Genomic DNA, 18,971 nt, shown 5'->3' with positions numbered 1-18,971 from the left:
GCTATCTCAGATGTCCACTACTTCAGGGGAACCCCCAAGGCCGGGTAGTTAGTGTTTTCGCTTGTCATGCAAGGGTTTCGGGTGACCAGGCGGTGGTGCTGTAGAGGCCTGGGCCGAGTTTGTGGATGAGGCCGTCCTCGGCCCACCGGGTCAACTGTCTGTACATGGTGTTGAGGGTGATGTCGCCGAAGTGGGCGGCGATGTCACGGGCTCGCCACAAGCGGGTGGGGTCGGTGTCGAGCAGGGTCAGGATCCGGTGGCGTCGGCGCTGGTCGGGAGTGGTGCGGCTGTCGTGGCGGGAAGTGGTTGGGAGCGGGAGTTGTTCGGTGTCGGGCACTACGATGGCGAGGTCGAGATTGGTGACGGTGCGGCTGGTGTCGGGGCGTCCGTCGTCGAGGCGCTCGTTGTAGCGCGACATCGGTGATTTGACCTTGCGGGTGCTGACCCGTTGCCGGCGTGGTGGTAGCAGGTGCCCCAAGATCCGGACGCCGATCCGCCCTAGAAGGCCGCTTCCGGTCCCGGTGGGGACGACCCCGTCCGCGGTGAGGACCTGGTTACGGGCGGTGTGGAAAGCGATGGTGAAGCTGCAGCGGTCCGGGTCGGTACCTGGACGGGATTCGGCGGCGTCGACCATCACGATGCGCAGCGCTTGGTACAGGCCCAGCAGGGCCCACATTTCCTGTTCGACGCCGACGGGGTCGCCCGAGCGTAGAACTCGTCCGGCCATGATCGTGTGGCGCAGCGCGTAGTAGGCGGATTCATGTTCCCACCGCTGGTGGTAGAGGGCCACTAGCGTCGCTGCCGGGTAGCGGCGGGCGTCGGTCAGGGTCGTGACGAGGCGGTAGCTGGCGGTGAACACGGTGCCGTCGATGCAGGTCACGGTGATCTGGGCGTCTATGATCCGCACCGGGATCCCTGCGATGACCGCCAGATATGAGCCATCGCCCAGGCGGGTCAGGACCGGGATGCGCCGGTTGCTGCGCGACCGACCCAATACTTGGGCACCGGTCGCGCAGACTTTGACGAGGAAGTCGTTGCTGTCGAAGCCCCTGTCCCACAACACCAGCATGTCCGGGCGCAGTAGATGCAGCAGCTTGCAGGCGTAGCCGGTCTCGCCCAGCTCGGTGGGTCCGAACACTGCCCCGATCACCGCGCGGGTTCCGGTCTCCACCAGCGTCATCAATTCCAGCATCGGGTAGGCGTAATGGGCGGTGGCACGCAGCCAGGCCCGGTTCCGGGCGGTGGCGGGCACTTTCTGGGAGGTGCAGCCATCGAAGGACACCATCCGATACGGCCCGAACCGAACCCCCGGAGTCGACGGCTGCGCCAACGGCCCGGCCAGCACATCGAACAACATCCGCATCGGCGCGACCCCCACCCGACGGCGCAAGTCCCGCAACGCTTTCGCGGTCGGGGCGGGCAAGGGTATCCCGGTCAGCGAGGCTGTGAGTTTGTCCCAGACCGCCCGATAACCCACCTCGGGGAACAAGCACATCGCCAGGAGGAAATAGACCCCGACCCGAGACGGGAGATCACGCAACCGGCGCTGCACCGACCGGGTTTCCTCGAGGACCGCGTCGACAAGCTCGAAGGGCACCACCACGGTCAACTCGCCCAGATGACCGGCAGCGAATCGGCCCGCGGCCACGGTCACCGACCGGGTGATCGCCGCCAACGCGGGAGGCAGGGGAGAATGAAACGGCAACGGAGCTCCTCGGCAACAGGCTGTCTTGGTCGACTTCCTGAACCAACGAGCTCCGTTGCCCTATGCCCGAAATCCTCAAACCGCTTGCGCCACCAGCGAAAACACTAACTACCCGGCCTTGGGGGAACCCCATTTCACGGAGTTCTGCACAATGACTACTGTTCCATTGCCCATGCCCAGCCTCAAACCGAGCAGTGATGGGTACGGCCACGCCCGCATGCCGCGCGGTGCCATCGTTCCTCAGCCGGACCGAATCGACCGCGTGGCCTACGGCCGCTTCCGCAACGTGTACCTCTACATCACCGAGGCGTGCCAACTTCGCTGCGAGCACTGCTACATGGGCGAACGGCTAGACCGGGCGTTGAAGATGCCGCTGCCCAAGATCGTGGACACGCTCACCACGTGGCGTCGGCTGGGCGGGAGCAAATTGACCATCCTCGGTGGCGAGCCGACGCTCCACCCCCACTACCGCGAGGTGATCCGACTGAGCAAACAGCTCGGCTACGAGCACGTCATCACCACGACGAACGCCCAGAAACCGGCACTTCGGCGCTTCCGGCAGCTCGTGCCGGAGGACTTCGCCTACGTACAGGTGAGTCTCGACGGTGGCAGCCGCAAGACCCACGATGTCGTGCGTGGTGCCGGCACGTTCGATGAAGCCATAAAAACCACGCGGGAGCTGGCCGAACGCGGCTTCGACACTCGCATCATCTGCACGGTCAACAAGGCCAACGAACGAGATGTGTTCCAACTCCTCGACATTGCGGATGTCCTCGGTGTGAGTCTGGTGAAGTTTCACGTCTTCTCGACCATCGGCACCGGGCACGGCAATCCGGATATGGCCATGACACCGCCGGAATGGGTGAGTTTCTGCGACACCCTCAATGATGTTGCGCCCCAGTACAAGACAAGAGTGTGGTACCAGCCAACGTACGCCCGGCGCGATCAGATGGAGCGCTACGCCGCCGAGGGCTATCAAGGGTGCATCGGCCGAACACTGGACCGGATTTCGATCTTCCCGGACGGCCGCTGCTACGTCTGCTCCTACCTGTTCGACACCGAGCTGCACTTCGCCCAGATGGTCGAGGGGCAAGTACAGCTCAACCACAGTGCCAACGAGTTCGAGTTGTTCACCAGTGTCCTCGCCGAAAGCTCATGCGGCGGGTGCAAAGCCGGTGCCTGCATGGGCGGGTGTCCAGCCGAAGAGGTGGTGATGGGCCAGTCCTCTTGCGCGGCCTACGAGGACATTGTGCCCGTCTGCCGCCTGTGGAAGTCCAGCGCCAAGCCCGAGGAGTGAACCCAATGGACGATATGGATCGGATCGCCGAAAATCTGCGCTGGATCGACTGGGGCGACATCGACGATGTCGAGCTGAACTGTCGTGAGGCATTGAACGAACTTGCGGCCGAACCGCGAATTTTGCGTGCACGGCTGGAGGAGCTACCCAACCGGCCCGAGCTGCTCGACCTGTGCGAGCACTACGACATCCTGGACAAAATCGTGCTGGCCAGCGAGGACGATCCGGGAGTACGGGTACGGCTGCATGTATTCCCGCCGGGCTACTTCGACCGCCCGCACAATCACCGCTGGTCCTACGCCAGCAAGATTCTGCGCGGGCACTACCGGCACTATTTGTTCGGCAACGCCGAGCTGGACGAACAGGTGGAGCCGAACAAGCTGCCAGTGCTGCACGTTCGAGAGGAGCCGGTGGGCACAAGCTACGCGCTGCACCACTCGATGGTGCATGCAGTCGTCGCGGAGTCGTTCACGGTGTCGCTCGTGATACGCGGGCCAGCCGTCAAGGATCGGTTCTTGGTTATGGATCGGCAGACGAACGAGGCGTGGTGGCAGTACGGGGCCAAGGATGAGTCCGACGCGGAGGCCAAGAAGAAACAGATGAGCCGTGCGCGCTTCGCGGAAGTAACTGGCTGGATGGATGAGTGGCGGTTGTTCTAGCTGGCGGCGAACTGTTGGCGACTGTCGATGAATGCCCGCAGTTCGGCCAAGGTCGGCAGAGGGGCACCTTGGTGTCGTGCACACCGGAGTGCCCCACTGGCCGATCCGAGCAACATACTTTGCCCCACGGACCAGCCAGCCCAGAGCCCATAAAGCAGGCCACCCGAGAAGGCAGCACCCGCGCAGTGCGTATGTCGAACCTCGACCGGAAACGCTGGCACCAAGACCCGTTCCGACCGACTGAGCCCGACGGCACCATGGGCGCCAGCGGTCACGATTACCCAGGCTGCACGAGTCCGGTCCAAGATGGATCGGGCCAGAGCTGGCGCATCGGCGTGGGCAGTGTCATCGACGTTCGTTTGCACCAGCAGGCCGGAGTACCCGCGTACAGCAGCTGCCACCTCAGTGGAAAGCACGGAGCCACCGAGATTGAGCAACAGCGGCACCTCGGCGGCACGGGCGACCTCGATCACGCGAAGTGCACCTGATTCGATCAGCTCGTAGCAATCCAGGTAAACGAATGCCCCATCCGCCAGCGGCGACAGGTCGGCACGCTCCAAACTGGCGACAACGCCCGGCAAATGGGCGAACCAGGTGCGGGTGTGCTGGTCGTCGCCACTCACGACGATTCGTGGTGTGACGACATCCGGCCTGATCGCGAAGGCACGCTGGACCCCGCGTTGTTCCAGCCAGTGGGCAACCCCTCGGCCGTGCTCATCGTCGCCAATGTCGTTGGCAATCAGCAGGGTCGGTGCCCCCAGAGATGCGAGCACCGCCGCTGTCATTGGCCCGTCAGCCGCTACCGACCATTCGATGGTGCGGATTTCCGCTCCGTGGTTGGCGAGAGGGAATACGGGCACGGTCCACAATTCCGCCTGCGCCAGGTAGCTGACGCACACCACCGGGCCAGACGGAGGCACAGTGATCTACCAGCCGTAGACCGAGAACGAGTCGCCAGCCGCGACGCGGTCCATCGCTGTGCGGCAGTACGGGATCATGTGATCGGGCAGTGCACCTGCCGCGAACCATTCGAGCGCACTGCACTTTTCAGGTTCCAGGTTGGTTGGCTCCCCCTGCCATGTGTCCACGATGAAGAACAACGCTATGCGCCCGCCTGAGGACGAGTTGTGCATGATGTGGCTGAAGTGCACATCCTCTGGCGCAATGGTCACGCCGATTTCTTCCCTGGCTTCGCGGATCAGGGCGTCGACCACCGATTCGTCGGCTTCGAGATGACCGCTCGGCAGATGCCAGGCTCCATCCTCGAAGCCGGTGTTCTGGCGCTGGCCGAACAGCACTTCAGTCCCTCGGCGCAGCAGCAGGTGAACGTCACCAGTCACCTTGTGCCGCTGCGGCTTTGCTTCTCGGGCGAATGCGGTCGTTGTGTCAGTCATCGTTTGGTTGTCTCCTCCCGTAGTGGTTGAACTGGTTGTTTGATGTATTGAGCCCCTGAACGCACCGAGCCTAGATCTCCCGTCACTGGTGCGATATACACCGAACGTATACCGACCAACGGGTCACGATATGGATCGGTCCCGGGTGCGGATTCACCCTCGTTACCAGGCAATTTGGCCATCAACGGAACGGGAGTGGTGGACATGCGTAGGCCGCGACACATCCGGATCGAATCCGGTGCGCTGAGGTTGGACTATCAGGGGTCGGCCGAACAGGCCCAGAATGTCGCCGATGAGCTGGCCCATGGATCGCCGGAGGTCGTTGTCACGGTCGATGACAACGTGACCGAAGACCTTCCAACATTGCCGTGCTCGCGGTTGTGGGAGTGAAATTCGCTGTGACCGAACGGTCCACCAGCCGCACCAACTGATCACCGAACCGGGCCAAATCCTCCTGAAACGACACGATCGCCGCAACCTCTCAAATCGAGAGTGTTGCGACGACCGCGTGAACCCAAGCAAACGGGACCAGGGGTTCGTCGTGCCGAATTGCGGTCAGTTCTTGACCAATTCGGGAACTGCGGTGTCGAGTTCCTCGGCTTCCTCCGGAGCGGCCGCCGCCCGGCTCGGCAGCAGCACGGCCATGACGATCACGACCAGTGCCAGGGCGGCGGAGACCAGGAAGGCCAGACGCATGCCGTCGAGGTGGGCCGTGACGGGGTCGGTGCCATCGGCGACGAGTCCGGTGCTGCGGGCCGACATCACCGTCACCACCAGGGCGGTGCCGAAGGCCGCGGCGACCTGCTGCAGCGTGCCGAGCATGGAGCTGCCGTGCGAGTACAGGTGCTGTGGAAGCGCGCCGAGCCCGAGGGTGAAGACCGGGGTGAAGGCGGCGGCCAGCGACACCATCAGCAGGATGTGCAGTGCCAGCAGCTGCCAGTACGGCATGGACATCGAGATCTGGGTGAATCCGCCCAGCGCCGCGGCGATCCCGACCGAGCCGGGAATGACCAGTACGCGTCCACCGAAGCGGTCGAACAGGCGGCCGACCGTCGGTCCGAGCAAACCCATCGCCAGCCCACCCGGCATCACCAGCAGGCCGGTCTGCAAGGGGCTCAGGCCACGCAGATTCTGCAGATACAGCGGCAACAGGATCATCGAGCCGAGCATCGCCATGAACGCGACCGACATCAGCACCAGCGCCTTCGCGTAGGTGCCGGAAAGCAGGACCCGCAGATCCAACAGCGGGGTGCCGGTGCGCTGCAGGCGCAGCTGACGGAAGACGAATACGGCGATGAGAGCCGAACCCGCGGCGACGATCAGAGCCGGGCTGGTGAGGTTGTCGCTCTCGAACCGGCTGAGCCCGAATACCAGCCCGCCGAATCCGAGCGCGGCGAGCACCACGCTGACCGAGTCGATCGCCCCGGCCTGCGGTTCACCGACATTCTCCAGCCGACGCAGACCCAGCCACGTGACGACCGCGGTGATCGGTAGGACCAGCACGAAAAGCCAACGCCACGAACCGATCTGCAGCACCATCCCGGAGACCACCGGACCGAGCGCGGGCGCCACCGAAATGGCAAGGGTGACATTGCCCATCACCCGGCCGCGGTCCTGTTCGGGCACAACGGTCATGAGTGTGGTCATCAGCAGCGGCATCATTACCGCGGTGCCGCCGGCCTGAATGACCCGTCCGAGCAGCAGCACCGCGAACGACGGCGCGACGGCCGACAGCGCGGTACCGGCGAGGAAGACCCCCATGGCCACGGCATAGGCCCGTCTGGTCGATACCCGCTGCAGGAACCAGCCGGTCGTCGGGATGACGGCCGCCATCGTCAACATGAACGCGGTGGACACCCACTGAGCCGCCCGCTCGGTGACCTCGAGGTCGGCCATCAGCCGTGGGATCGCGTTGATCATGATGGTTTCGTTCAGGATCACCACGAAGGTCGCGAGTACCAGTACCCGGATGACGGTCGGCGTCCGCCCTCCCGAGGCGGGGGCGGAAAGTTCGGCTGACATCGGGTGTACCTCCAGAGTGTCTCGACAGAATAGGTGTGGCGCGTTACCGATTCATCGGATCTCGCCACAGTGGTTGAGACGGGACCGGCGGCTCGAATTCATCGGCACGCGACAGTATTGCGGTCGCCACCGACAAGTTCGATCGCTTTTTCCACCCATCGACACCGCGCCCCACAGCGGGCACAGTGGTGAGAACCTACCTCTCACGATGAAGAATGATCCTTGTCACTCCGCAACTCGACGAACCTGGTTGGCCGCGCTGGGATTTCAGCGAGAACAGCGACGATATCGCCTATCTCGCGGAACTGCTAACGCATGTGGAATCGACACTGTGCGTCGATCTGCGGCGCGTGTTCGTCACCTGCCTATCGATGGGTGGCTTCACCACTTCGTCGCTGGCATGTCAGCTCGCGGACCGGATCGCGGCCGTCGCACCGGTAGCCGGACTGCAGGACTTCCCCTGGTGCCATCCGGCGCGTCCGATACCCGTTATCGCGTTTCACGGGACAGCCGACCCGTTCGTCGCCTACATCGGCGGACCCGGTCCCAACGCCAAGTTGCTGCCGTCGGCTGATGGTTCGGGTTCCGCCGCCGGGCGGGGCGGCACCATGCCGAGCGGCGTCGACAGCCCGAGACCGGCGAACATCCCGACGCAGGCGGCCGCTTGGGCGCAACGCAACGGCTGCGGGCCAGAGCCTGAAGAGCGCCGGATTGCCGGCGATGTCACCCTGTTCCGGTACCCGTGCCCCGTAAACGGCGCCGTCGAGCTATACGCGCTGCTGGGCGGCGGGCACACCTGGCCGGGCTCGCCGCCGATCGCCCCCGAACCACTGGTCGGCGCTACCGCATCGCTCAACGCCAACCAGATCATGTGGGAATTCTTCCAGGCCCATCCGCATACCGGCCCCCTCCGGTGAGCGCGGCATCACCAGCGGTACCAGCGACCGCGGGTCCCCGCGGTATCGGCCGACCGGAATACAAAGCCGAGCGCCCAGATCACCAGGACCGCAATCGCGACCCACCATAAAGCTTTCACCGCGAACCCCACGCCGAACAAGATCAGCGCAAGCAGCAGGACCAGCAACAAAGCAACCATTCTCTTCTCACCTCCTGCCGCTCGCATACCCGGCAACCAGCACAAATAACGGATCTCGCCGATGGGATCGAGGGTGCTGTCCGAGCCGACGCGCCGGGCTCGACGGCGTATCTCGACGGCTTCGGAGAACAACCCGATTCCCGGCACCTTCATGAAGTACGGTCAGGCCATGTCCGAGGACTGTGTGGAGCGAGCCGAAGTAGCGCAATCCAACACCTACACCTGGGAGGTTGTCGGCAGCGGTCCGACCGGGAAATCCGTTGTCGACTCCGGTTACGGCGAATTCGGCATTCCCGATGACTGCACCGGCCGCACGTGCACCAACCACATCGAGGTCGGCACCGCGGTGTTCGATCGGGTCGTCGCAGACATCATGATCGAATACCGAAACGCGGTCCTGGATGCCCGCCTCGAGGACGAACCCGACCCCGACCGGCCGCTGGACCAGGTCACCATCCAGGTCTGCGACAGCAATGGCGTCGAAATGCTCTCGGCGACAGCAGTATTGACCTATCCCGTGGTAACCGTCGCGGACACCGAGACCTACCGTAAGCAAGTGGCGCTGGCCGAGAAACGGGAGCGGCGGCGACGTGAACGCCGCGATAAAGCCATCGCCGCGGGCACCTCCGCCCCACGGTCGGGGCCGGCCGACCCCCGACTGGCCGGAGTCATCCGCAACCTGCGCGTCGAAGCCGACACCGTGCGGGAGGAAGTCCCGGACGCCGACCACTGCCGAGAACAATTGGCATTGGCCCAGCACACCGTACAGGCCGCCACCGAAGCGGCTGCACGTGCGCGAATAAGCGGCACGCAAGGTGAGTTCGAACATGCCCACGCCTATATCCAACGCTGGACACCACGGATAAACCGCTGGGCCGCATTCCTCGAACTGACCACCGAGGCCTACGCCGACGCGGACGCCGTCGACGCCCTCGCCGACCGTATAAGCCTGCAACCCCCGGTCGACAATTAGCTATTCGACCAGCTTCTCGATCTTCAGCCAGTCGTAGGCGACATCGGCGGGATCCTCGCCATCGATATCGACGCGGCCGTTGAGGTCCTGCATCAGCTCGTCGGTGAGGTGTTCGGAAATCGTGCCCAACAGGGTTGGCAACTGCTGGTAGCGGTCCAGGACGACGCCGCGCACGACCGCGGTACCGCTGTAGGGCAGGAAGAACTTCTTGTCGTCGAGCACGTCCCTGTGCACCGCTGCTGTTCGGCAGCGGCACACAGGGACTCGAAGTGCTCGTGATCCGGAATCAGGGGGTGGAGTAGCCGATCAGGGCGCCGATGCCCGCGCCGATCGGGATGGTGACGAGGGCACCGACACCACCGAGGAAGAAGCCGATCACCGCGCCGATCCCGGCGCCGATGAGCGCGCCGATCCCGGCGTTGTACTGCTTGCGGGCGATCGTGTCGGAGGCCTCATCGATTGCCTGCGCGGTCCGCGTGGTGTCGGATTGCGCTGTGAGGGTGAGAGTTCGGCCGTCATTGGCGATCTCCGGCGTGAGGGCGACGGTCCCGGCCGCGGTCTGCAGCCCCAGCGGAATCGAGGTCACCGTACTGCCTACGGCGTCGGTGAGGGTGATCGAAAGAGCATCGGCGGCCACGGTGAACCGTCCGGCCTCGATGGTGGTGCTGACTCCTCGGCGGTCTGCTGTCGGTGCGGTGACGAAGTTGATGCCGTGATCGGTCGCCTGCACGGTGGTGTCGGCTGCTACCGGCTGGGCCTGCACGGCGCCTGCGGTAATGCCGGTCGCACCGATCGCGAGCAGGGCGGTGGCGGCGAACTTGGTGGCGCTCATAGTTTTCCCCACATTTCATCGGCTGTCGCGCGCCGACACGTGCCTCAAAGCCCGTGCCGGGCCACGTGATTCAGTCGACCACATCTGTGATCGAAAGGTAATAGTACCGTCCGAGAGCAACCCCTACGGGCTGCGACTCGGACATCCGGGGTGCCGAACATGTTGCCGCCCAACATCTCCGGCAGTGCGCAGGGTCAGCAGATGGTGCGGGTTTGCATATCAGTGCCGGTGGCGCGTTGGCCGCCTTTTACCCAAGTTGCGTCGGTCACGCAGGATGAGCCAGGTCACCAGGGCCGCGATCGCGGCGGTCACCGCGGCCGCGACGGGCACCGGACGACCGCGCGTCACGGCGGCGAACTGTACGGCGCGGTCTTGCGTTGCGGCGCTGACTCTCTCACGCTTCTCCCGCACGGTTTCCGCCGCATGATGCACTTTGGCGCGCGCATTGTCCACGGTCTGATGCAGTTCGGCCTCGGCTCTGCCCTTCACATCGAGCTTGCCGGTCAGTTCCGCCATAGTCTGTCCCAGCTCTTGTCTGGCCAGGTCGCGATCGGCGCGCAGCAGCTCCGCCTCGGGCGATCCGACTGAAGGAGTGCTCTCATCACGCATCGCTATCCTCCGCTCTTGATCGCATGGATGTCTTGCTGTAGTCCGCTGATCGCCTCCCGCGGAACCAGAGGCACCCCCTTCTGCAGGTCCTTCTTGCCGATAGCGGCCAAGGCGGCGCCGACGAGGAGCAGCACCGCTCCGACGATCAGCGCGGCGGCCCAGCCGGACAGCGGACCGGCGAGGGCGATGATCACCGCCGCGATGACGGCGGCGGCGCCATAGCATGCCGCGAGCGCACCGGCACCGGTCACAACCGCGCCGCGTCCCAGACGTTTGCCTTTGCTCTGCACTTCGAGTTCCGCGAGCTTGATCTCGTCCCGGATCAGGCGGGCCATTTGCTCGGTCGCATCGTTGACGAGCTCGGTAACCGACCGTGTCGCCGTCGGCGACGTCTCGATATACAACCCGGTGGGTGTTTCGGTCATGGCGATTCCTAGGTATTCGGGGAACAGCTCCAGATATGTCCGAGTTGGCCCGCTTTGCGACTTTCAAACCCACGATGGCCAGATCGTCCGAGTGCTGGCCCCGATGCTCGACGCGGGCACCATGTTGGTTCCACCGCTGGCGCAGATCCGTGCCGATATCGGCTCGCTGCAGAGCATGGCACCAGATCGCCCGACGAGGTGGTAGTCGGCTACCACGGCCCACCCCTTCCGGGCAGCTCGCACGACACCCGAATGCCGAAATCTCTTCCCACTCTTGGGATTACCGTCGTTGACTTCCACCGCCCGAGCGGCGAACCATCGAATCGTCAGTCACCCGTCTCGGGTGTGCACGTATCCGATGATACGGAGTGTGGTCATGGCGAAAGCAGTCGACAAGACCCCCGTTCGTCCGGCGGTCGACGGGTCCGCAGCAGTTCGATGAGCGGTGACCAACTTCGTCGTCCGGTTTTCGATGGAAGGAGTTCCGATGAAGAACGAGCGCGAGAAGGCACCTGCTGAATCCACGGCCGAGAAGCGCGCGGCGATTGTGATCCGGCCGCTGGACAAGAAGGAGACCACCGGCGACAGCGGCGGTAATGGCGGCAATTAGCAGTTGTATGCCCGGTAGGCCGAATGCGCGCTGAACGGATGCTTCGGCCACGGATCAAACCGGAACACGGTCGGTATGTCACGATCGACGGCAATATCAGGATCGGTGCCACGGTCCACGGCCTCGGAGTGGAAATCGAAGATCCGGATGGCTGGGTGCGGGTTCTGATCAGCGCACTGGATGGCACCAGATCGCCCGACGAGATAGTCGACGTGGTGCTGTCCGATTATCCGGGAGTGCCCGCGGCCGACGCGATGCAACAGTTGTCGGACGCGGGCTTGCTCGAAGATGCCGGCGCTCCGGTGCCGGTGGAATTCTCGGAGCGGGAGCTGGAGCGCTATTCGCGCGGTGTGGCGTTCTTTCGGTGGATAGACCGGACGGCTCGGGTCAGCGCTTGGGACGTGCAACTTCGACTGCGCCGGTCCCGCGTTCTGCTCGTCGGTGTCGGTGGAACCGGCGGGATCGTGGCGCAGGGCCTGGTCGCCTCCGGTGTCGGACAGCTGCATTGCGTCGACGCCGACGTGGTGGAACTTTCCAACCTCAATCGCCAGATCCTGTTCCGGGAGAACGATATCGGCAGATCGAAGGTCGAGGCCGCGGTCCAGCACTTGCGCGCGCTGAACTCCGATGTGCGGGTCACGGGCGAACAGCGGCGGATAACAAAGCAGTCCGACCTGGCCGAACTGCTCGAAACCGGATACGACCTGCTCGCCCTGTGCGCTGATCAGCCGCGCACGATCCGCCGATGGGCCAACCGGGCGTGCCTGTCCGCAGGCGTGCCCTGGGTGGTCGGCGGCTACCACGGCCCGACCGTGTCGGGCAGCCTGCACAGCCCCGGGCAAAGTGCCTGCTGGGAATGCCTGCACGATCACCGAGCCGAACAGGCGGATATGCGGCTGCCTCCTGAGACGACACTGGAAAGCCTTGCGCCACAACTGCCCTGGCATCCGGTCAACATCGTATCGGCGACCCTCACCGGCACTCTCCTCACGCATTTCGCGCTCGCGACGCTGACCGGTGCCCCGCCGATCGAACCAGGGTTCCGCTATGACGTGAATCTGGTTCGTCTGGATGCGTCGGCGCCCGACCGCATTACCTCTCGGCCGGACTGCCCGGCATGCGGCGGCCCGCCGTGACCGACGCGCGCACGACGCTCACTCCGCGACCCGACAGTCGAATCCGACTGCACGACTTGGCGACTCGGCCCGATCGCGACGAGTGGATCGTAGGCCGGTTCGAGACTCGGCAGTTCGTGGCACTCCCAAGGGCGGGGGCGACCGCACTGGAGTACCTGCGAGCCGGCCACACAATCGAACAGGCAGCCGGGCGGCTGGCCGAGGCCGAGGGACGCGAGTTCGATGTGCTGTCCTTCGTAGCGGCGCTGATGGAGCTCGAGTTCGTGGCCGAGGTCGATGGGCGGCCGGTGCCGTGCGTCCCGCCGCGACCGGCAACGTTTGCGTGGATACGCCCCGAGCATGTGCGGTTCGCGCTGAGCCCGGTCTTTCCAGTGCTGTTCGCCTGTCTCATGGTTGCCGCAATCGCGACACTCGCCGTACGGCCCGATTTGCTGCCGAGTTTCCATAACCTGCTCTGGAGTCCTGCGGGCAGCGTCGTGCTCGCGCTCAGCGTCACCGCGGGGTGGTCGCTGGTATTGGTCCACGAGCTGGCACACTTCGTCGTCGCGCGGGCGACCGGCGTGCACGCCCGGATCCGACTGGGAACGCGCCTGCAGTTCCTGGTGGCCGAAACAGATATCAGCGGAATCGAACTCGCGCCACGGCGACATCGGCTCACCGCCTATCTGGCAGGTATGTCGACGAACTTTTCGGTCGCGGCCGTCGCCGTGGTGTTCGCGGCTGCGACCGCCCAGGCAACGACGCCGCACCGGATTCTGGCCGCGCTCGCCGTGATCGCATTGCTGCCCTTGCCGTTTCAGTTCATGGTGTTCATGCGCACGGACATCTATTTCGTGCTGCAGGACCTCACCGCATGTCGCGACCTGTACGGCGACGGCATCGCATATGCACGCTATTTCGGAAACCGGCTGCGGTATATCATCTTTCGCCGATCCGACACGTCAGAAGATCCCAGCCTCCGCCTGCCATCGCACGAACGCCGCGCGGTCCGCGTCTACAGCGTCGTCCTCGTCCTGGGAACGGCGCTGTGTCTGGCCGCGATGGTGACCTTCACCCTCCCCGCCGATCTCACCCTGATCTACCGCGCCATCGACAGACTCGGACCGAGCCATCCGGTAGCAACCAACCTCGACAGCGTGGTCGTGCTACTCATCCTCGGCACCCTGCACGCCGTATGGGCCGTGACCTGGTGGCGACGACATCGCGCGAGACGGCCGTAGGAGGGCCTCCCCCGACGCCCGCTGGATCACCGACCAGTCCGTGCACGCCGACGACCCGTCAGGGGCGCAAAGGGGTTTTGACGGCCCGGCGGTCGTCCATGGCGCGGTAGCCGTCGGCGAACAGTTGCTCACCGCGCTGAGCTCGACCGCGCCGTCACTGACGACGGTCGCGCCGGGCCGTACTTCGGCGGCGACGGCGGCGTACCAGCCGGTGCCCATTACGTCCGAGAGGGTGCGCAGGCTCGGGATCGATAGGTACTGGACCTGTTCTGGTTAAGCGCTTAAGCTTCAGCCACAACGACCATGAATCCTTCGCCTCGGGACGCAAGGCCAGCCTCGACCAACCGTCGGCGCTGCCCCGAGTCCTGCGGGCGGCAGGCGGCCAGATCTTTCCTGTGCTGCACAGCGCAGGGTTCTCAACAACTGAAGGCATCGCGCTTCTCCGTGTCGGAGCGGCTCGGCGAAAGGATGAGGGACATTGAGTAACACCATCGACATCGATCCTGCGGTCGAAAGCCCTAGCTCGGGAATCATCCCGGTCTTCGACCCGTCCACCGAGGAGCTGATCGCGGAGGTCGTCGATTCCGACCAGGCGACCGTTGACGCTGCGGTGGCCCGGGCACGCGAAACATTCGAGTCGGGTGTCTGGCGCAAGCTGCCCGCCGCGCACCGCGCGGAGGTGCTCTTCCGCGCCGCGGACATCATCCGGGCCCGCACCGACGAGCTCGCCGAGATCGAGGCCCGCGACAACGGCATGAACGCGATGGCCGCGCGCCAGATCATCAAGGTGTCGCTCGAGATGCTGGTGTACTACGCCGGCTGGGTCGGCAAGATCCACGGCGAGTCGAGCAACCTCGTATCCGACGGACTACTCGGACACTTCGAGAACTACCACACCTTCACTCAGCTCGAGCCGGTCGGCGTCGTCGGCCTCATCATCCCCTGGAACGGCCCGTTCTTCGTCGCGATGCTCAAGGTCGCGCCCGCACTCGCGGCGGGCTGCAGCGCTGTCCTCAAACCCGCCGAGGAGACACCACTCACCGCGCTGAAACTGGAGGAAATCTTCCGCGAGGCGGGCCTGCCCGACGGTGTCCTCAATGTCATCACCGGCTACGGTGAGACCACAGGCGCGGCGCTCACCGCGCACCCGGACGTCGACAAGATCGCGTTCACCGGGTCGACGGAGGTCGGACGACTGATCGTCAAAGCGGCCGCAGGCAACCTCAAGCGCCTCACCCTCGAACTCGGCGGCAAATCACCGCTGATCATGTTCGACGACGCCGATCTGGACAAAGCAATCATGGGTGCCGGCATGGGCTTGCTCGCCGGGTCGGGCCAGAACTGCTCCTGCACCTCGCGCATCTACGTTCAGCGCGGCATCTACGAACAGGTCGTCGACGGGCTCGCCGCCTTCGCCAAGATGCTGCCGATGGGCGGCAGCGATGATCCCAACTCGGTCCTCGGGCCGCTGATCAGCGAGAAGCAGCGCCAACGCGTGGAAGGCATCGTGAACGACGGGGTGGCCGGCGGCGCGCAGGTGGTAACCGGCGGCAAAACAATGGACCGCCGCGGCTATTTCTACGAGGCGACGATCGTCACCGGCACCACCCCCGACATGCGCCTCATCCGCGAGGAAATCTTCGGGCCGGTCGGCTCGGTAATCCCGTTCGACGACGAGGACGAGGTGATCGCCGCCGCGAACGACACCGACTACGGGCTCGCCGGCTCCATCTGGACCGAAAACCTCGGCCGCGCACACCGCGTCGTGAACGAGCTCCGCGCCGGCCAGATCTGGGTGAACACCGCGCTCGCGGCGGACCCCTCGATGCCGATCTGCGGCCACAAACAGTCGGGGTGGGGCGGCGAGCGCGGCAAGAAGGGCATCGAGTCCTACTTCAACATCAAGTCGGTCTATATCAGCCACTGAGCGGGTCGACCCGGATTGTCGGCGGCAACGGTGTTCCCGCGCACCGGGGATGCGGCTGGTAGAGGTGATTTCACCGGATCAAGCGCTTAACCGCGCGCTGTCCAGAGCCTACGTCGAGGCCGTCCTGCCACGAGAATTTCCGATAGGCGATATTCGCAGCGCGCGGTCTAGGTCGAGGCGCGCACGACGAGCCGGGCGATCTCCGTGGGCTCAGGAGCCGATAGCACGGGATACCCCAGCTCGGTGAGGACTGCCGCGATCGCGGCGTTGGCGACCGCGGTGGGATCGAACTCCACGGTGGTCAAGGGCGGTGAACTGAACGCTCCCATCGGGTTTGCGTCCACACCGATGACAGCGAGGTCGTCGGGGCAGCGGAGTCCGGCTTCGTGGATGCCGTACAGCACCAGGCCCGCAATCTCATCGCTCTGTGCGCACACGGCGGTCACCCCGTCGCGCACCCAGCCGGCCACCACAGCCGCGACATTGTCCGGAGTGACCTCGCCGACGCTGACGGACGGCAGCTCGTGCAGGCGTGCCGCCCGGTCGACGCCCTCGAACCAATAGTCGCCCAGGGCACGCCATTTCGCGATTCCGGTATAGGCGAAGGCGATCCTACGGTGCCCACGCGAGACCAGATGCCCGACCCGCAACGTGCCGACCGACAGCAGCGGATCCCCGAGCGCGGGCAACAGTCCGATCTCGATATGCGGCACCTTCGCCGCGCGCACCGCGGTGCGTACGCGAGCGCTCAGCGGAAACATGCTGACGACCGCGGTCGGATCGAGATTGCCGATGGCGTCGACGACCTGCTGATCGTCTTCGGTCTGGAAGATCTGCACCTGCAACAACCCGTGGCGGGCGAGTTCGGTGGTCATCCGGTTACCGGCCTCGATCGGCATGTCACCGACCGCCACCCGCGGCACCACGTACAGCACCACGCCCCCCTTGCCGCGTGCCAGATTCCGCGCGGCGACATTCGGCCGATACCCCAACTGTTCGGCAGCGGCGTACACCGCTTCCCGGGTTCGCGCCGAAATCCGCTTGCCCTCGGCATTGTTCAGGACATAGCTGACCGTCGCGGTCGAAACGTTCGCCAGCCGCGCGACATCGGCGTTGGTCGGCCGCGCGACCCTGTCCTCGACGCTCGGAGCGTCACCCTCGCGAGCGGCCATGGCCTCATGATGGCACGCCGCTGCCCGTCTATCCCGTTTGCCGTCCCCGTCGGCGGTGCTCGAAGAACTCCGCCGCGCGGCGGATCGAATTCTCCACCGGCTCGGGCTTCCAGCCGAGTTCACGCTCGGCCTTGCTGTGATCTAGCGGCGACATCAACTCGGCCATGCGCAAACCAACTGTGGCGAAGGGAAGGTCGCGGTTCATCAGACGGGCGGCGAGGTCGTTGCCGCGGGCAGCGAGGTAGAGCATTCCCAGGGGCAACTTGATGCGCGGTGCGCGCACGCCCACCGCGGCAGCGGCTATCTCATGGAGCTCGCGGCTGCTCATGTAACGGTCGGAAATGATGTACCGCTCGCCGGGGCGGCCGCGGGAGCCCGCGAGGACCATCGCACGCGCGGCGTCCTCGATGCCGACCACCTCCGAGGAGAAGTCGAAATAGCAGGGAAACCGCCCGGCGGCGACCCGGGCGATCACCGAACCGTGCGGTGTCGGCCCCCAGTCGCCGGGGCCATAGGTCGTGGAGATGCACATGGCCACCGCCGGGAGGGATTTCTCCCGGACGTAGCGCATCACGAGATCCTCGGCCGCGACCCTGGCCGCGATATAGGGACCGCCGTCGTTCCAATTGTGCGGATCGCCCTCGGTGACCGGGCGCTGGTCGCTGATTGCCAGCGTTCCGGCGGTACTGGTGAAGACGAATTTCTCCGGCCCCGCCGCGACGGCGGCGTCCAGCACATGCCGTAAACCTTCGACATTGGTTCGGAACAGGGGCGCGGGATCGCGCAACCACATCCGTGCGTCCACGACACAGTAGTAGACGACGTCACACCCTTTCATCGCCGAGCGCAATGCGACGTCGTCGAAGACGTCACCGTAAACGCGCTCGACATCGAGGTCGTCGATACCCAGCGTCGAACTGGTGGGGCGCAACATCACCCGCACGTCCGCACCGTCGGTCGCCAACCGCCGGGTCACATGGCTTCCCACGAACCCGCTGGCCCCGATGACCAACTTCTTCGACTGTGTCATGGCCGCCGACATCCCTACTTCAGCATGCTGCCCGCGTCGATCGGCAAAGGTACGCCGGTCACGTAGCGGGATTCCTCCGATGCCAGGTAGAGCACCGCGTTACTGATATCGATCGGATCCACCCACGGCACCGGTAGGGTGTGGAACATCTGGCAGATCGGCTCGAGATCCTTCGGGCCCGGGTTCTCCAGGTCGGGTCGGAACAGCTTGAAAGTTCCCTCGTTCAACAACATATCCGTGCTGACATGAGTCGGATGCACCGAGTTGACCCGGATCGAATGCTGTCCCAACTCGACGGCGAAGGTGCGCATCAAACCGACCACACCGTGCTTGGCCGCCACGTAGTGGCCGACATGCGGGTACGCCTTGAGACCGCCGACCGAACTGGTGAGGATTACCGAGCCGCCACGACCAGCCGAGATCATGTGCGGCACACCGGCTTTCACCGTCTTCCAGACACCGCCCAGGTTGACGCCGATCATGTCGTCCCACAGGTTTTCCTCGAGATCGACCAGCAGACCACCTTCATTGCCGATGCCCGCGTTCGCGATGATGATGTCCAGTCGGCCCAACTGCTCGACGCCGCCGTCGACCGCCGCCTTCAGTTCCGCGTAGTCGCGCACGTCGACCTCTGCCGTGACCACGCGCCGACCTTCGGCCTTGACGAGATCGGCGGTGGTCGCCAGATCTTCCGGTGTCGGCATCGGAAACGGCACATTGTCGAGCTGTTTGCAGACGTCGATGGCGATGATGTCGGCGCCTTCCTGCGCCAGCCGCACAGCGTGGCTACGACCCTGGCCGCGCGCGGCGCCGGTGATGAATGCGACCTTTCCTTCGACCCGTCCGGTCATGATTACCTCTTTT

At 64.9% G+C, this 18,971-nt stretch carries 20 protein-coding genes and 2 pseudogenes; 9 read left to right on the top strand and 13 right to left on the bottom strand.

Annotated elements, in window-relative coordinates; genetic code table 11:
- Window positions 1–64: 64 nt before the first annotated feature.
- Entirely contained in the window at window positions 65–1,705 is a 1,641-nt protein-coding gene (locus ACQPYR_RS19105) for an IS4 family transposase (RefSeq protein WP_433622791.1), read from the bottom strand.
- A gap of 151 nt (window positions 1,706–1,856) precedes the next feature.
- Between ACQPYR_RS19105 and ACQPYR_RS19100 the strand changes: the two genes are divergently transcribed.
- Both ACQPYR_RS19100 and ACQPYR_RS19095 read left to right on the top strand, forming a co-directional pair.
- Window positions 1,857–3,002 carry a radical SAM protein gene (locus ACQPYR_RS19100; RefSeq protein ID WP_433634040.1) on the top strand — a complete coding sequence of 382 codons (1,146 nt, stop codon included), beginning with the start codon at window positions 1,857–1,859 and terminating at the stop codon, window positions 3,000–3,002.
- Between the two features lie 5 nt (window positions 3,003–3,007).
- Entirely contained in the window at window positions 3,008–3,661 is a 654-nt protein-coding gene (locus tag ACQPYR_RS19095; protein ID WP_433634038.1) for a hypothetical protein, read from the top strand.
- Here the strand turns inward: ACQPYR_RS19095 and ACQPYR_RS19090 are convergent.
- Both ACQPYR_RS19090 and ACQPYR_RS19085 read right to left on the bottom strand, forming a co-directional pair.
- On the bottom strand, window positions 3,658–4,563 hold the full coding sequence (locus ACQPYR_RS19090; RefSeq protein WP_433634036.1) for a carbohydrate kinase family protein: 906 nt from the start codon (window positions 4,561–4,563) through the stop codon (window positions 3,658–3,660). The genes ACQPYR_RS19095 and ACQPYR_RS19090 overlap by 4 nt on opposite strands.
- A gap of 24 nt (window positions 4,564–4,587) precedes the next feature.
- A complete protein-coding gene (locus ACQPYR_RS19085; protein ID WP_433634034.1) occupies window positions 4,588–5,055 on the bottom strand; it encodes an NUDIX hydrolase in 468 nt (155 codons plus the stop codon).
- 204 nt (window positions 5,056–5,259) lie between these two features.
- On the opposite strand from ACQPYR_RS19085, the gene ACQPYR_RS19080 reads away from it, so the two are divergent.
- The gene (locus ACQPYR_RS19080; protein ID WP_364352791.1) at window positions 5,260–5,445 is read left to right on the top strand and encodes a hypothetical protein; all 186 of its coding nucleotides are present in this window, start codon (window positions 5,260–5,262) and stop codon (window positions 5,443–5,445) included.
- Window positions 5,446–5,610: 165 nt separating this feature from the next.
- Here the strand turns inward: ACQPYR_RS19080 and ACQPYR_RS19075 are convergent, their stop codons facing one another.
- Window positions 5,611–7,077 (bottom strand): DHA2 family efflux MFS transporter permease subunit, encoded by a 1,467-nt coding sequence (locus tag ACQPYR_RS19075; protein ID WP_433634032.1) that lies wholly within the window; start codon window positions 7,075–7,077, stop codon window positions 5,611–5,613.
- Window positions 7,078–7,292: 215 nt separating this feature from the next.
- Here ACQPYR_RS19075 and ACQPYR_RS19070 point away from each other — a divergent pair, with 215 nt between their 5' ends.
- The gene (locus ACQPYR_RS19070) at window positions 7,293–7,994 is read left to right on the top strand and encodes an alpha/beta hydrolase family esterase (protein ID WP_433634030.1); all 702 of its coding nucleotides are present in this window, start codon (window positions 7,293–7,295) and stop codon (window positions 7,992–7,994) included.
- A gap of 8 nt (window positions 7,995–8,002) precedes the next feature.
- Here the strand turns inward: ACQPYR_RS19070 and ACQPYR_RS19065 are convergent, their stop codons facing one another.
- Window positions 8,003–8,173 (bottom strand): hypothetical protein, encoded by a 171-nt coding sequence (locus ACQPYR_RS19065; RefSeq protein WP_433634028.1) that lies wholly within the window; start codon window positions 8,171–8,173, stop codon window positions 8,003–8,005.
- A gap of 61 nt (window positions 8,174–8,234) precedes the next feature.
- Here ACQPYR_RS19065 and ACQPYR_RS19060 point away from each other — a divergent pair, with 61 nt between their 5' ends.
- Complete coding sequence (locus tag ACQPYR_RS19060; protein ID WP_433634026.1) at window positions 8,235–9,146, top strand: hypothetical protein; 912 nt, start codon at window positions 8,235–8,237, stop codon at window positions 9,144–9,146.
- Here ACQPYR_RS19060 and ACQPYR_RS19055 read toward each other — a convergent pair.
- The 4 genes and pseudogenes from ACQPYR_RS19055 to ACQPYR_RS19040 all read right to left on the bottom strand — a co-directional run.
- Window positions 9,147–9,362 (bottom strand): annotated as a pseudogene (locus ACQPYR_RS19055) (glycine betaine ABC transporter substrate-binding protein); the annotation flags it as partial.
- A 70-nt stretch (window positions 9,363–9,432) separates the two neighbouring features.
- On the bottom strand, window positions 9,433–9,978 hold the full coding sequence (locus tag ACQPYR_RS19050; RefSeq protein WP_433634024.1) for a hypothetical protein: 546 nt from the start codon (window positions 9,976–9,978) through the stop codon (window positions 9,433–9,435).
- A gap of 219 nt (window positions 9,979–10,197) precedes the next feature.
- Window positions 10,198–10,587: a DUF3618 domain-containing protein gene (locus tag ACQPYR_RS19045; RefSeq protein ID WP_433634022.1), complete on the bottom strand. Its 390-nt coding sequence runs from the start codon at window positions 10,585–10,587 to the stop codon at window positions 10,198–10,200.
- 2 nt (window positions 10,588–10,589) lie between these two features.
- Window positions 10,590–11,012 (bottom strand): phage holin family protein, encoded by a 423-nt coding sequence (locus ACQPYR_RS19040; protein ID WP_433634020.1) that lies wholly within the window; start codon window positions 11,010–11,012, stop codon window positions 10,590–10,592.
- Between the two features lie 487 nt (window positions 11,013–11,499).
- On the opposite strand from ACQPYR_RS19040, the gene ACQPYR_RS19035 reads away from it, so the two are divergent.
- The 3 genes from ACQPYR_RS19035 to ACQPYR_RS19025 are packed head-to-tail and all read left to right on the top strand — an operon-like array spanning window position 11,500 to window position 13,978.
- A complete protein-coding gene (locus tag ACQPYR_RS19035; protein WP_281006183.1) occupies window positions 11,500–11,622 on the top strand; it encodes a hypothetical protein in 123 nt (40 codons plus the stop codon).
- 23 nt (window positions 11,623–11,645) lie between these two features.
- The gene (locus ACQPYR_RS19030) at window positions 11,646–12,758 is read left to right on the top strand and encodes a HesA/MoeB/ThiF family protein (protein WP_433634018.1); all 1,113 of its coding nucleotides are present in this window, start codon (window positions 11,646–11,648) and stop codon (window positions 12,756–12,758) included.
- Window positions 12,755–13,978 (top strand): site-2 protease family protein, encoded by a 1,224-nt coding sequence (locus tag ACQPYR_RS19025; RefSeq protein WP_433634016.1) that lies wholly within the window; start codon window positions 12,755–12,757, stop codon window positions 13,976–13,978. Before ACQPYR_RS19030 ends, ACQPYR_RS19025 begins: the two co-directional genes overlap by 4 nt.
- A gap of 129 nt (window positions 13,979–14,107) precedes the next feature.
- Here the strand turns inward: ACQPYR_RS19025 and ACQPYR_RS19020 are convergent.
- Window positions 14,108–14,227, bottom strand: a pseudogene (locus tag ACQPYR_RS19020) (IMP dehydrogenase); the annotation flags it as partial.
- A gap of 229 nt (window positions 14,228–14,456) precedes the next feature.
- Between ACQPYR_RS19020 and ACQPYR_RS19015 the strand changes: the two are divergent.
- Entirely contained in the window at window positions 14,457–15,905 is a 1,449-nt protein-coding gene (locus ACQPYR_RS19015; protein ID WP_433634014.1) for an aldehyde dehydrogenase family protein, read from the top strand.
- 167 nt (window positions 15,906–16,072) lie between these two features.
- Here the strand turns inward: ACQPYR_RS19015 and ACQPYR_RS19010 are convergent, their stop codons facing one another.
- The 3 genes from ACQPYR_RS19010 to ACQPYR_RS19000 are packed head-to-tail and all read right to left on the bottom strand — an operon-like array spanning window position 16,073 to window position 18,958.
- Window positions 16,073–17,077: a LacI family DNA-binding transcriptional regulator gene (locus tag ACQPYR_RS19010; RefSeq protein WP_433634012.1), complete on the bottom strand. Its 1,005-nt coding sequence runs from the start codon at window positions 17,075–17,077 to the stop codon at window positions 16,073–16,075.
- A gap of 28 nt (window positions 17,078–17,105) precedes the next feature.
- Entirely contained in the window at window positions 17,106–18,107 is a 1,002-nt protein-coding gene (locus tag ACQPYR_RS19005; protein WP_433634010.1) for an NAD-dependent epimerase/dehydratase family protein, read from the bottom strand.
- Window positions 18,108–18,121: 14 nt separating this feature from the next.
- The gene (locus ACQPYR_RS19000) at window positions 18,122–18,958 is read right to left on the bottom strand and encodes a mycofactocin-coupled SDR family oxidoreductase (protein ID WP_433634008.1); all 837 of its coding nucleotides are present in this window, start codon (window positions 18,956–18,958) and stop codon (window positions 18,122–18,124) included.
- Window positions 18,959–18,971: the final 13 nt, after the last annotated feature.

Source organism: Nocardia sp. CA-120079 (assembly GCF_050955745.1).
In the GTDB taxonomy this organism is placed as follows: Bacteria; Actinomycetota; Actinomycetes; order Mycobacteriales; family Mycobacteriaceae; genus Nocardia.
This window is presented reverse-complemented; position numbering and strand designations above follow the sequence as displayed.